Origin of the sequence: Microbacterium sp., assembly GCF_051953575.1 — a bacterium.
Classification (GTDB): Bacteria; Actinomycetota; Actinomycetes; order Actinomycetales; family Microbacteriaceae; genus Microbacterium.
This window is the reverse complement of record NZ_JBQCIP010000234.1, coordinates 1-11960: the sequence shown is the minus strand read 5'-3', so window position 1 is coordinate 11960 and position 11960 is coordinate 1. Positions and strand designations below refer to the sequence as shown.

The following is an 11960-nucleotide window of genomic DNA, read 5'->3' as shown; positions in this document are numbered from 1 at the left end:
CCGTGAAGGAGGGCCGACTCATCATCGTGCGCGTGCCGCTCGAAGGTGGGGGCCGTCTGGTCGTCTCCGTGAACGACGCTGAGGCGAAGGAGCTCTACGACGTTCTGGGCGGCGTCGTCAACGCCGCGTAAGTCGCATCGTCCCGAAAGGCCGGTCTTCGGACCGGCCTTTCGTGTGTCCGGCCTCAGTTCGACGGCACGGTGGTGAGCTGCAGCAGTCCCTCGCCGGTGATCGATAGCGCGCCGATGACCGCGGGGGAGGCCTGGGTCTCCTGGATCAGGGACCTGTAGGCGGTGGTGACCGCATCGCGACGGACGGGGTCGGCGACGGCGCCGCCGGCCAGAACGCGCGGCACGAGCACGGTGCCGCCGGCGCGGACCAGACGCAGTCCGTGCTCCACGTACTCGATGACCCCTTCGGGGTCGGCGTCGACGAGCACGATGTCGTACGACGCCTCGTTCATGCGGGGGAGTACCTCGGATGCCCGTCCGGTGATGAATCGCGCACGGGCGGCGGGGATGCGAGCCTCTGCGAAGGCTTGGCGCGCGGCGCCGAGGTGCTCGGGCTCCTTGTCGATGGTGGTGAGCGTCGCACGAGGAGAGCCGTGAAGCAGCCAGAGGCCCGAGACCCCTGCGCCGGTGCCGATCTCGACGATGCTGAGCGCCTGCGACGCCGCTGCGATGACCGCGCACTGCGCGCCGATCGCCGGGCTCACGGGGGCCGCGCCGAGCTCGAGCGCGTGCGCCCGTGCCGCCGCGATGTGATCGGGCTCACTCGTGGCTTCGTCGACGAACCGCTGGTTCGCGTTCTGCTCTCCCATGCGAATCCTCCGCCCGCCAGCCTACGCGGCCCCGCGGCGCTCTCAGAGCAGGCGCGGCGGTAACCTGATGTCATGATCTTCGGCCTCACCATCGAGAAGCTCCTGCTGATCGGTGTCGTCGCGGCGTTCATCCTGGGGCCCGAGCGGCTTCCCCGCTACGCCGAGTCGCTGGCGGCGCTCACCAAGCGCGCGCGGGAGTGGGTGTCGACGGCCCGCACGCGGGTTCGCGACGAGATGGGCGAGGACTTCGACGATGTCGACTGGCGCACCCTCGACCCGCGCCAGTACGACCCGCGGCGCATCATCCGCGAGGCGCTGCTCGACGACGCTCCCGTCGCGCCCCGGGCCGGAGGCGCCGCCGCTGCGTCGGCGACCGTGGCCTCACCCCCGCCTGCGGCGCCGCGCGAGACGTACCGCGCCGGCTTCGACGGCCCACCGCCCTACGACACCGAGGCCACCTGAGCCTCGGCGGGACGGCATCCGCTCCGCGTCAGCGCGGACGGAAGGGCAGACTGCGCCCGGCGAGGCCCCGCGGTGCGCGGGCGAGAGCTTCGGCGACCTGCGAGATCGCACGCGCCGCAGGATCGCCGGGGTGAGCGAGGACTCCGGGGATGCCGGCATCCGCATCCGCTCGGAGCACCGGGCTGAGCGGCACCGAAGCGAGCAGGGGCACGTCGTCGTCGCCTGACCCGCTGAGGGCCGCAGCGACCGCGGCGCCGCCGCCGGCTCCGAACAGGTCGAGCGTCGTGCCGTCGGGCATTGTCATGGCGGCCATGTTCTCGATGACGCCGATGACCTTCTGCCCGGTCTGGCGGGCGACGAGTCCGCTGCGCACCGCCACGTCGGACGCGGCGGTCTGCGGAGTGGTCACGACGAGCACTTCCGCGTTGGGCAGCAGCTGGCCCACCGAGATCGCGACGTCGCCGGTGCCGGGAGGCATGTCGAGCAGCAGCACGTCGAGGTCGCCGAAGTACACGTCGGTGAGGAACTGCTGCACGGTGCGGTGCAGCATCGGGCCCCGCCACGCCACGGCGCCGAGGGGCGACGCGTCCCCGTCGCCTCGCCGCAGGAACATGCCGATCGAGATGACCTTCACGCCGTGGGCGACGGGCGGGAGCATGAGGTCGTCGACGCGGGTCGGCTGGGGCACGGATCCGTCCGGAGCGACGAGTCCGAGCTGACCGGGGATCGAGAAGCCGTGCACGTCGGCGTCGATGAGTCCGACGGCGAGGCCACGGGCCGCCAGAGCGGCGGCGAGGTTGGCGGTGACCGTCGACTTGCCGACGCCGCCCTTGCCGCTGGTCACCGCGATCACGCGCGTGAGGCTCCCCGGGCCGAAGGGCATCTCGCGCGTGCGTCCGCCGCGCAGCCGGTCGGTGAGCGCGTGGCGCTCCTCGGGGGTCATGACGCCCACCTCGAGCGCGACGTCGTCGATCCCGGGAACGGATGCCGCGGCCGCCGTCACCTCGGCGGCGATGCGGTCCGCCGCCGGGCAGCCGACGATCGTGAGCGCGATGGCGACGTGCGCGACCGCGCCGTCGACCGTGATGTCACGCACCATGTCGAGGTCGCTGAGGGGTCGGCGCAGCTCCGGGTCCGAGACGGCGCCGACGGCCGCGCGGACGGTGTCCGCCAGTGTGCCGTCTGTCATCGCGCGCTGCCGTCGGCCTCGGCCGCATTGTCGAGCTTCTCCAGCAGCGCCCGCAGCTCGGTGCGCAGCACGTCGCGCGTGAGCACCTGCTCGGAGAACTCGCTGACCGCCATGCGCAGCGCCACCACCTCGCGGGCGAGGTACTCGGTGTCGGCGAGGTTGCGCTCCGCGCGCTGCCGGTCCTGCTCGATCTGCACGCGGTCGCGGTCGTCCTGCCGGTTCTGCGCCAACAGGATGAGAGGCGCGGCGTACGACGCCTGCAGCGAGAGGATCAGCGTCAGCAGCGTGAAGTTCGTCGCGGCGGGGTCGAACTGCAGCTGGGGCGGCATGAAGATGTTCCAGCACAGCCAGACCGCGACGAAGATCGTCATGCCGATGAGGAACCCGGACGTGCCCATCGCACGGGCGAACGCCTCGGAGAAGCGCCCGAACCGGTCGCTGGACTGCTGGGGGGTGCGCTGCAGCATGCCGGAGCGGCCGCGGGGTGCGTCGAGCGCCGGCTGGCGGGTCGGCCGTGCCATCAGCGCCTCCTCCCGCTGCCGAAGGCATTGCCGAACGGCAGCGTGCTCGCGGTCGTGGGGGGAACGGTGTCGGACGCCGCGCCCTCATCGGCGGCGTCGTGCGACCGCCAGTCCTCGGGCAGGAGGTAGTCGAGCACGTCGTCGACGCTGACGGCGCCGACGAGCCGGTGCGCGGGGTCGACGACGGGAAGCGACACGAGGTTGTAGGACGCCAGCAGGCGCGCCACCTCTGCCGCAGAGGCGGTCGCCGGCACCGGGTCGAGCGTGTCGTCGATGATCGCACCGAGGCGTTCGTGCGGGGGATAGCGCAGCATGCGCTGGAAGTGCACCGTGCCGAGCAGCCGGCCCGTCGGCGTCTCGTACGGCGGGAGCGTCACGAACACGGCGGCGGCGAGGGCCGGGTGCAGTTCGTGGCGGCGGATGAGGGCGAGCGCCTCGGCGATCGTCGCGTCTGCCGACAGCACGATGGGCTCGCTCGTCATCAGCCCGCCCGCGGTGTCGGGGCCGTACTTCAGCAGGGCGCGGACGTCTTCGGCCTCTTCGGGCTCCATGAGCTCGAGCAGCTCTTCGCGCTGATCCTCCGGGAGCTGACCGAGGACGTCGGCGGCGTCGTCGGGTTCCATCGCATCGAGGATGTCGGCGGCGCGCTCGTCGTCGAGTGCTTCGAGGATGTGGACCTGCTCCTCTTCGGGCATCTCTTCGAGGGCGTCGGCGAGGCGGTCGTCCGGCAGCTCTTCGACGACCTCGAGCAGTCGCTCCTCAGGCAGGTCGAGCAGCGTGTTGGCGAGGTCGGCCGGGCGCAGCTCGGAGTATGTGGCGACGAGCTGCTCGGCGGACTGGGCCTCGCCGGGCGCCTGGCTCTCGCGCACGTCGTCCCACGCGGCGAAGGTGGTCGGCCCTTTGGCGAACGGCGACGCGCTGGTCTTGGGCTTGCGCAGGAACAGCTGGCCGACGTCCCACTCGCCGAGGCGATTGCGCTCGATGGCGACGTCCTCGATGACGGCGGTGCCCGATCCGTCGGCGAAGAACACCTTGCGCCCGACCATCTCGGCCATGACGCGCACCTCGCCACCGCGCTGCTGGAAGCGGCGCACGTTGATGAGGCCGGTGGTGATGACCTGGCCGGTCGCGATCGAGGTGACCCGGCCGATGGAGACGAACACGTTGCGCCGGCCCGGGATCTCGACCACCAGGCCGATGACGCGCGGCGGATCGTCTTTTCGGTAGATGACGACGACGTCGCGGACCTTGCCGAGACGGTCGCCGGCGGGGTCGAAGACCGAGCACCCGGACAGGCGCGCGACGAAAACCCTCTGCGTGCTCACACGTCCCAGCGTAGTCCGCGTGCCGTGGGAGGATGGGGAGATGACCATGATGGGAGGGCGCTTGCCGCAGGGTTCGGATGCCGTCGGTCAGACGGTCGCCAACTTCCCGACGTACGAGGCCGCGCAGAAGGCGGTGTCGTCGCTCATCGCGGCCGACATCCCCGCGCGCGACATCGCGATCGTCGGCCAGGGGCTTCGCTCCGTCGAACGCATCACCGGCCGGCTCGGCTATGCCGCGGCCGCCCGCTCGGGTGCGGTCAACGGCGTGCTGCTGGGCCTGCTCTTCTCGGCGATCCTCGTGATCGGGTCGCCCTCGGTGCCGATCCAGGCATTCGTCGGCGTGCTGTTCGTCGGCATCGCCATCGGCATGCTGTTCAGCATCGTGGCCTACTCGTTCGTCCGCCGCCGCCGCGACTACGCCTCGGTCATGCAGGTGCTCGCAGACCACTACGAGGTCACCGTCGCGCAGGGCAGCGTGCAGCGGGCGCGGCAGGTGCTGGGCCCCCTGAACAGTGCACCGCGCTCCACGCCTGCGTCACCCTCTGCACCCGCCCCCGCGCCGGCCGCCCCGCAGCCCACGGACCCGCCGAAGTACGGCGAGCGCGTGGCAGCTCCCGCAGACGCCGGTGCACCGCAGACCGGTGCACCGCAGACCGCTGCACCGCAGACCGCTGCACCGCAGTCCGGCGCCCCGGAAGCCCAGCCCGCAGCGGACCCGTCGGACGTCGCTCCCTCGGCAGAGGCGGCGCCGACCGACGATGCCGTGAAAGACGACGACACCCGATGACCTGAGCCGTTCGCCGGTCTTCGACGCCGACGGACTGCGGCGCGAAGCACCGGAGGGTGGCCCATGACAATGCGCGAGGCGACGATCCCCGTCGAACTGCCGACCGGGACGGTCGCGGTGTCGGCAGAGTACGAGATTCCCGACCAGGCATGGGCGTTCGCCGCGGTGGCGCACGGCGCCGGCGCCGGGTTCCGGCATCCTTTCCTCCTGGGATTCGCGTCGGGACTCTCGCGCGAGGGGGTCGCGACGGTGCGATTCAACTTCCCGTACGTCGAGCAGGGACGCCGCATGCCGGGGCCCGCGGGGCACGCGATCACGACGTGGACGGCGGTCGAGGCCCAGGTGCGCGAGTCCGCGGCGGGAGCGCCGCTGTTCGCGATCGGCAAGTCCTACGGCGGGCGCATGGCATCGATGGCCGCCGCCCAGGGCGCGATCACGCCGGCCGGGCTCGTCTACCTCGGCTATCCGCTGCATCCTCCGGGGCGGCCAGACAAGCCGCGCGTCGAGCACCTGCCGGATGTGCCCCAGCCGCAGCTGTTCCTTGAGGGCACGAACGACCCGTTCGTCGACCCGCACGAACAGCTCGAGGCGGCCGTGGCTTCGTGCCCGGCGGCCGAGATCTCGTGGATCGAGGGCGGCGGGCACTCGTTCGAGGTGAAGGGACGCAAGCGCCCCGCAGCCGACATCGGGGCAGAGCTCGCCATCGGCGTGGCGACGTGGATGCGGTCCGTCGCGGGGTGACGCGTCAGTCCGCGGCCGCGGGGCCGACGTAGCGCCCGCGAGGACGAAGCCGCATCGGCTTCTCGTCGTACTCGTCCCTCGCGTGGGCCATCCAGCCGGCCAGGCGCCCGATCGCGAACACCACCGAGCCCGCGTCGTCGCCCATGTCGCCCCACAGCGCGAGGGCGGCCAACGCCAGGTCGAGGTTCGGCCGCAGGGCTGCGTGCCGTGCGACCTCGGCGGCGACGGCATCCACGAGGGCGACGACCTCGTCTCCACCCGGTGCCGCGTCCAGCAGGTCCCGCAGCACGACGGCGCGCATGTCGCCGGCGGCATACAGCGGCTGGCCGAATCCGGGGATGCCGCGCCCGCCGTCGCGGACCGCCCGCGCGATCGCCGCCGCGGGGCTCTCGCCCTCACGCACCGCCCGCAGCATGCGGACGGCGTCCCTGCTCGCGTGACCGTGGAGCGGCGCGTCGAACGCGCCGAGGGCCGCCGAGACGACGGAATAGGCGGACCCCCGTGCGGATGCCGCCACGCGGGCCGCGAGCGTCGAGACGGCGAGATCGTGGTCGACGACGAGCACCAGGGCCGCGTCGAGCAGGCGTGCGCCGTCCTCCCGCGGGCGCCCGGCGAGGGCGCGCCAGAGCGTGTCTGCGATGGCGGCCTCGGACGACCCCGCGGAGGTGAGGGCCGCGGGCAGCCCGAGGAGCAGCCGCGCGCCGACGCGGAGGAGCGCCGCGCGGGAGGGGTCGTCGCGCAGCGGATCCGTGGTGGCGAAGGCGGTCACCGCCACGACCAGTCGGTCCAGCGGCGTGGCGGCGTCGCCGAGGGTGGCGATCGTGCGCCGAGCCAGGGCCAGGTCCGCGTCGTCCGGACCACGCAGCGCCGGTGCGTCCCACAGCCACCGGACGACGTCTTCGAACGTCGACTCGCGGGCGAGCCGCGCCGCCGAGCGCTCGCGGTAGAAGAGCTCGTCGTCCTCGAGGTGCGCGAGCGAGGTGTCGAGCACCATGAGCGGCATCCCGCCGCCGGCGGGCTCGACGGGTCCCGGGGCGATGCGACGGCGCCGCAGCGCGAACGCCTCGACCTCCAGCGGATCGAACGACGAGCCCGACGCATTCCGTTCGCGTGACAGCAGGCCCCGCGAGACGTACGCGTACAGCGACTCGGGCTTCACGCCGAGACGCGCGGCCGCCTGCGCCGCGGTGAGACGGGGGAGTTCGCTCATGAGGTTGATCCGATCAAGATTGACGGAATGAGGATCAAGTTCCGACACTGACTGTAGCGCGGCGGAAGCCGCGCAGGACGGAGACGGACATGGACGCGATGATCTCGACGACCGACGTGCCGCGCGGACTCGCGGGCGTCGTGGTGGCGGAGACGACGATCGGCGATGTGCGAGGCGGCGAGGGGTTCTACCAGTACCGCGACCGGTCCGCCGTCGAGCTCGCCGAGACGGCCGGCTTCGAGGCGGCGTGGCAGCTGCTCGTCACGGGGGAGGCCCCGAGCGCGGCTACGACCGCGGCATTCCGCTGGCGCGTCGACGCGGCGCTCGAGCACGCACGACCCGAGCTCGACGAGATCGTCGATGCCGTGGCGCCGGTCACCCCGGGGGTCCTCGCGGGGCTCGCGGCCGCTTGGCCCCTACTGGGCGCGCGGTGCGGCATCCGTCCGCTCTACGACCTCGACGCCGACGCCCGGCTGGGCGACGCGCTCACGATGGCCGCCGTCACCGCGCCGCTGGTCGGTGCGCTGTGGCGCCGGTCGCGCGGTTCGGAGCCGCTGCCGCCCATGGGGCGGGGTGTCGTGGCGGACTATCTGCACCAGGTCACGGGCGTCGTGCCCGAGGCAGCGGTGGAACGTGCGCTGACCGCCTATCTCATCTCGGTGATGGATCACGGGTTCAACGCCTCGACGTTCACCGCCCGCGTGATCGCGTCGACCGGCGCCGACGTCGCCGCGTGCCTGACGGGGGCGCTCGGCGCGCTGACGGGGCCGCTGCACGGCGGGGCGCCCGCGCGCGCACTCGACGGACTGGACGCGGTCGGCTCGCCTGAGCGCATCGAGCCGTGGATCCGGTCCGAGCTGCACGCGGGGCGACGGGTGATGGGCTTCGGGCACGCGGTATACCGCACCGCCGATCCGCGTGCGCAGCTGATGAAGCGCGTCGCACAGGAGCTCGGCGGCCCGCGGGTCGCGCTGGCCCTCGAGTTCGAGCGCACCGCCGAACGCCTGCTCGCCGAGGCGAAGCCGGGCCGCGAGCTGCATGCCAATGTCGAGTTCTGGGCGGCCATCGTGATGGAGGAGTGCGGCATCCCCCGCGAGATGTTCACCCCGACCTTCGCCATCGCCCGCACGATCGGCTGGACCGCGCACATCCTCGAGCAGGCGGACGACCCGAAGATCATCCGGCCGTCGGCGCGCTACGTCGGCCCGCCGGTTCAGCGTCCTGCGGCGTAGCCCTGCATCCCGCGGGGGTTCGCGGCGGCCCACAGCACCCCGGCGGAGTCCCTGCCTGCGGCCGAGACCCGGCCGAGCGCCCAGTCGCCGGCGCGCGTCACGACGTGACCGCGGCGTTCCAGCCCCGCGATCACGTCCTCTCCGAGCCGGTTCTCGACGACAGCGCCGGCAGGGGTCCAGGTGCGCGGCCAGAACGACTCGGGCAGTGCGCTGGTGTGCAGCGTCGGCGCGTCGATCGCCTGCTGCGGCGTGTAGCCGCCGACGATGATGCGCAGCAGGGCGAGCAGCTGCCACTGGTCCTGCTGATCGCCGCCGGGGGAGCCGATGGCGAACTCGGGCTTGCCGTCGCTCAGGACGAGTGTGGGGGTGAGGGTCGTGCGCGGCCGCCTGCTCGGGACGAGCGACGAGGCGTGGCCGGGTTCGAGCCACGTCATCTGCAGCCGCGTGCCGAGACAGAATCCCAGGGCGGGGATGGTGGGCGAGGACTGCAGCCAGCCGCCGGACGGCGTGGCCGACACGATGTTGCCCCACCGGTCGATGACGTCGAGGTGGCAGGTGTCGCCTCGGGTCTCGCCGGCCGGAGTCACGCGAGCTTCGCCGTGAGCAACGGTGGGCTCGCCCGTGCCGACGGCCGGGGCGTCGTACGACGTGCGCAGCGGCGGCCGGAACGCGGTGCGTCCGCCGAGGGAGCCCGGCCGGAACTCGGCCGACGCGGTCTCGCCGATGAGAGCCCGCCGCTCAGCGAGGTAGTCGTCGTCGAGCAGGGCGTCGAGATCGACATCTGCGTCGCCGTACCAGGCGTCGCGGTCGGCGTAGGCGAGCTTCTGCGCTTCGAGGATGGTGTGGGCCCCCGCCTCCTGCGACGGGTCGAGCAGGTCGTCGTCCAGCGGATCGAGGATGCCGAGCGTCTGCAGCAGCGCCGGCCCCTGCGTCCATCCGCCCGCCTTGGCGATCGTCCGTCCGCGGAAGTCGCGCATCACAGGGGCTTCGTACCCCGCCTCGAACGCGGCGAAATCATCGGGAGCGATGACCGCCGCGTGCATCCCGCCGCCGGAGTGCCGATGGGGCTGAGCCAGGAACGCGGATGCCTCGTGCGCGACGATCCCCGTGCGCCATTGCCTGCGCGCGGCGTCGATGCGCGCGGCGCGCCCGACCGGCCCGTCGTCCCGGACGCTGCACGACGCGTGGACGAGGGAGTCCAGGACGTCCGCGTACGCGGGGTTGCGGACGATCTGGCCCGCGGCCGGCACGTGACCGTCCGGCATCCACAGCGCCGCAGAGGTCGTCCAGTCGTCGCGGAACAGCTCTGCGACGCGCGCGATCGTCGCGGCGGCGCCGGCGACGAGCGGGTGGCCCTCGCGGGCATAGCCGATCGCGTAGGCGAGCACGTCCGCCAGCTCCCAGGTGCCGTGGTCGCGCAGCAGCAGGAACCAGGCGTCGACGGCACCGGGAACAGCGGCCGCCAGGCCCCCGGCACCGGGCACAAGGTCGAGCCCTTCGCCGCGGTAGTGCTCGATCGTGGCGCCCGCGGGCGCGGGCCCCTGGCCCATGAGGACCGTCGGCGTGACGGCATCCGCGCCCTGGAAGATGCCGACCAGGTCGCCGCCGGGGCCGTTCAGATGAGGTTCGACCACGTGCAGCACGAAGGCCGCCGCCACGGCCGCGTCGAACGCGTTGCCACCGCGCTCGAGCACGGCCTGTGCTGTGGCTGTGGCCAGCCAGTGCGTCGAGGCCGACATGCCGAACGTGCCCGTGAGCGTCGGGCGCGTCGTGAACGACGAGGGCGGCGTGTAGGTCACGGTGCTCAGCGCGCGAGTCGTCCGCGGGCGATCCAGGCCTCGACCTCATCGGCGGTGCGGGGGATGCCGGCCGACAGGTTGACCGGACCGCCGGCCGTCATGAGGATGTCGTCCTCGATGCGCACGCCGATCCCGCGATATTCCTCGGGCACGGTGACGTCGTCGATCTGGAAGTACAGTCCTGGCTCGATCGTGAACACCATGCCCGGCTCGAGCAGTCCGTCGTAGTACATGTCGCGTCGGGCCTGTGCGCAGTCGTGCACATCGATGCCGAGGTGGTGGCTCGTTCCGTGCACCATGTAGCGCCGGTGCTGGCCGCCGCGGTCGGCGTCGAGCGCCTCTTCGGCCGTCACCGGCAGCAGACCCCACTCGGCCACGCGTGCGGCGATGACCTGCATGGCGGCCTCGTGCACGGAGCGGAACTTCACGCCCGGCCGGGCGGCGGCGAACGCGGCGTCCGCCGCCTCGCGCACCGCCTCGTAGACCTTGCGCTGGACGTCGCTGAACCGGCCGTTCACCGGCAGTGTGCGTGTGATGTCGGCGGTGTAGAGGCTGTCGACCTCCACGCCCGCGTCGATCAGGATCAGGTCGCCGGGCACCACCGCACCGTCGTTGCGCGTCCAGTGGAGGTAGCAGGCGTGCGGTCCGGAGGCGGCGATCGTGTCGTAGCCGACCGTGTTGCCGTCGCTGCGGGCCCGCTGGTGGAAGACGCCCTCGACGACGCGCTCGCCGCGGGGATGCTCGACGATCGCCGGCAGGTTCGCGACGATGTCGTCGAAGCCGTCGGCGGTCACCTGCACAGCCAGCTCCATCTGAGCGATCTCGTACGAATCCTTCACCAGCCGCAGCTCGGACACGAAGCGCGTGAGGTCGTCGTCCTCATCGACGACCAGGTCGCCGTCGCGGGACTCGAAGTCGTCGACGTGCGCCGTGTCGAGGCCGAGGTCGGCGGCGACGCCGCCCAGGGCGGGGCGCGGGCCGATCCAGAACTCGCCGATCGAGGCGTCGGAGTAGAACTCGCTCGTGGTGCGGTCGGCACGCTCGCGGAAGTACAGGGTGACCTCGTGGCCGCCGGCGGCGAGAGGCTCGAAGACGAGCACCGAGCCGGGCTCCGCGTCAGAGGCCCACCCCGTCAGGTGCGCGAACGCAGAGTGGGCGCGGAACGGATAGTCGGTGTCGTTGCTGCGCTGCTTGAGCTCGCCTGCCGGCACCACGAGGCGCTTGCCGGGGAATGCGGCCGACACGGCATCGCGTCGTGCGGCAGCGAACGGCGCCTGGTCGCGCGCCGGAGGCGCCTGATCGGGACGCTCGGCCCAGCCGGTCGAGATGGTGTCGAGGAAACCCTGGCCGAACGGCTGACGGCGGTTCGTGCTGGTCGAGGTGTGCGTCTCTGCGGTGCTCGTGGCCGCCGCGGACGTCTCGCTGGCTCCGGTGCTCATAGGTCCAGTCTCGCACGCAGCCGGGCCTCACGCGCCGGCCGCGTTCCGTCAGCCGACGGGCTCGTACTGGACGATCAGCGGGCGGTGGTCCGACCCCGATCCGTCGAGGGAGCGGAGCACGATCGACCCCGTCGGGCGCCACTGCTTCGACGCCATGACATGGTCGATCGGCGCACCCAGGATCGCCGGCACATCGGTCGCCCATGTGCCGAGCGCGCCGTTGCCCGTCTCGACGGCGGCATCCGTGCAGTGGCCGAGCGTCGCACCGTCGATCCCGAGGCCCGACATGTGGTCGACCGTCGCGTTGAAGTCGCCCGCCATGATGACGTTGGCGTCTCCGCACTGGTCGGCGAGCCACTGCAGGTCGTCGCGCCAGTCCTGCATGTAGCTCGGACGGGGAGCCACCGCGTGCGCCGCCACCACGATGGGTCCGTC

13 protein-coding genes are annotated in these 11960 nt (G+C 72.4%); 5 read left to right on the top strand and 8 right to left on the bottom strand.

All coding sequences use genetic code 11. The annotated features are described in order from the left end of the window. Positions 1–2: 2 nt before the first annotated feature. Positions 3–131, top strand: coding sequence for a DUF3117 domain-containing protein (locus tag ACTHNQ_RS14190; RefSeq protein ID WP_440334353.1), 129 nt, complete (start codon positions 3–5; stop codon positions 129–131). 53 nt (positions 132–184) lie between these two features. Here the strand turns inward: ACTHNQ_RS14190 and ACTHNQ_RS14185 are convergent, their stop codons facing one another. Next, positions 185–820: a class I SAM-dependent methyltransferase gene (locus ACTHNQ_RS14185; RefSeq protein WP_018171282.1), complete on the bottom strand. Its 636-nt coding sequence runs from the start codon at positions 818–820 to the stop codon at positions 185–187. Between the two features lie 72 nt (positions 821–892). Here ACTHNQ_RS14185 and ACTHNQ_RS14180 point away from each other — a divergent pair, with 72 nt between their 5' ends. Next, positions 893–1282, top strand: a complete 390-nt coding sequence (locus tag ACTHNQ_RS14180) for a Sec-independent protein translocase TatB (protein WP_440334351.1) — start codon at positions 893–895, stop codon at positions 1280–1282. A gap of 28 nt (positions 1283–1310) precedes the next feature. On the opposite strand, the gene ACTHNQ_RS14175 is transcribed toward ACTHNQ_RS14180, so the two are convergent. The 3 genes from ACTHNQ_RS14175 to ACTHNQ_RS14165 are packed head-to-tail and all read right to left on the bottom strand — an operon-like array spanning position 1311 to position 4317. Beyond that, entirely contained in the window at positions 1311–2471 is a 1161-nt protein-coding gene (locus ACTHNQ_RS14175; protein WP_440334349.1) for a P-loop NTPase, read from the bottom strand. Continuing rightward, on the bottom strand, positions 2468–2992 hold the full coding sequence (locus tag ACTHNQ_RS14170; protein ID WP_440334348.1) for a DUF1003 domain-containing protein: 525 nt from the start codon (positions 2990–2992) through the stop codon (positions 2468–2470). The genes ACTHNQ_RS14175 and ACTHNQ_RS14170 overlap by 4 nt, the downstream gene beginning before the upstream one ends. Next, positions 2992–4317, bottom strand: coding sequence for a magnesium transporter MgtE N-terminal domain-containing protein (locus ACTHNQ_RS14165; RefSeq protein WP_440334346.1), 1326 nt, complete (start codon positions 4315–4317; stop codon positions 2992–2994). The genes ACTHNQ_RS14170 and ACTHNQ_RS14165 overlap by 1 nt, the downstream gene beginning before the upstream one ends. Before the next feature lie 40 nt (positions 4318–4357). On the opposite strand from ACTHNQ_RS14165, the gene ACTHNQ_RS14160 reads away from it, so the two are divergent. Then, on the top strand, positions 4358–5104 hold the full coding sequence (locus ACTHNQ_RS14160) for a general stress protein (RefSeq protein WP_440334344.1): 747 nt from the start codon (positions 4358–4360) through the stop codon (positions 5102–5104). A 63-nt stretch (positions 5105–5167) separates the two neighbouring features. After that, entirely contained in the window at positions 5168–5845 is a 678-nt protein-coding gene (locus ACTHNQ_RS14155; protein ID WP_440334342.1) for an alpha/beta hydrolase family protein, read from the top strand. 4 nt (positions 5846–5849) lie between these two features. Here ACTHNQ_RS14155 and ACTHNQ_RS14150 read toward each other — a convergent pair whose 3' ends face one another. Next, positions 5850–7055, bottom strand: a complete 1206-nt coding sequence (locus tag ACTHNQ_RS14150) for a citrate/2-methylcitrate synthase (RefSeq protein ID WP_440334340.1) — start codon at positions 7053–7055, stop codon at positions 5850–5852. A gap of 89 nt (positions 7056–7144) precedes the next feature. Between ACTHNQ_RS14150 and ACTHNQ_RS14145 the strand changes: the two genes are divergently transcribed. Then, positions 7145–8287 carry a citrate/2-methylcitrate synthase gene (locus tag ACTHNQ_RS14145; protein WP_440334338.1) on the top strand — a complete coding sequence of 381 codons (1143 nt, stop codon included), beginning with the start codon at positions 7145–7147 and terminating at the stop codon, positions 8285–8287. On the opposite strand, the gene ACTHNQ_RS14140 is transcribed toward ACTHNQ_RS14145, so the two are convergent. From ACTHNQ_RS14140 to ACTHNQ_RS14130, 3 genes are all read right to left on the bottom strand, one after another. Next, positions 8269–10086 (bottom strand): gamma-glutamyltransferase family protein, encoded by a 1818-nt coding sequence (locus tag ACTHNQ_RS14140; RefSeq protein ID WP_440334336.1) that lies wholly within the window; start codon positions 10084–10086, stop codon positions 8269–8271. The genes ACTHNQ_RS14145 and ACTHNQ_RS14140 overlap by 19 nt on opposite strands. Before the next feature lie 5 nt (positions 10087–10091). Continuing rightward, a complete protein-coding gene (locus tag ACTHNQ_RS14135) occupies positions 10092–11525 on the bottom strand; it encodes an aminopeptidase P family protein (RefSeq protein ID WP_440334335.1) in 1434 nt (477 codons plus the stop codon). A 48-nt stretch (positions 11526–11573) separates the two neighbouring features. Next, positions 11574–11960 (bottom strand): endonuclease/exonuclease/phosphatase family protein (locus ACTHNQ_RS14130; RefSeq protein ID WP_440334334.1); only part of this gene is annotated, 387 nt, incomplete at its 5' end.

Excerpts from the sequence above, each read along its gene's own strand:
- ACTHNQ_RS14185 (WP_018171282.1), bottom strand. The coding sequence starts at position 820 with ATGGGAGAGCAGAACGCGAACCAGCGGTTCGTCGACGAAGCCACGAGT.
- ACTHNQ_RS14180 (WP_440334351.1), top strand. The coding sequence starts at position 893 with ATGATCTTCGGCCTCACCATCGAGAAGCTCCTGCTGATCGGTGTCGTC.
- ACTHNQ_RS14175 (WP_440334349.1), bottom strand. The coding sequence starts at position 2,471 with ATGACAGACGGCACACTGGCGGACACCGTCCGCGCGGCCGTCGGCGCC.
- ACTHNQ_RS14170 (WP_440334348.1), bottom strand. The coding sequence starts at position 2,992 with ATGGCACGGCCGACCCGCCAGCCGGCGCTCGACGCACCCCGCGGCCGC.
- ACTHNQ_RS14160 (WP_440334344.1), top strand. The coding sequence starts at position 4,358 with ATGACCATGATGGGAGGGCGCTTGCCGCAGGGTTCGGATGCCGTCGGT.
- ACTHNQ_RS14155 (WP_440334342.1), top strand. The coding sequence starts at position 5,168 with ATGACAATGCGCGAGGCGACGATCCCCGTCGAACTGCCGACCGGGACG.
- ACTHNQ_RS14150 (WP_440334340.1), bottom strand. The coding sequence starts at position 7,055 with ATGAGCGAACTCCCCCGTCTCACCGCGGCGCAGGCGGCCGCGCGTCTC.
- ACTHNQ_RS14145 (WP_440334338.1), top strand. The coding sequence starts at position 7,145 with ATGGACGCGATGATCTCGACGACCGACGTGCCGCGCGGACTCGCGGGC.
- ACTHNQ_RS14135 (WP_440334335.1), bottom strand. The coding sequence starts at position 11,525 with ATGAGCACCGGAGCCAGCGAGACGTCCGCGGCGGCCACGAGCACCGCA.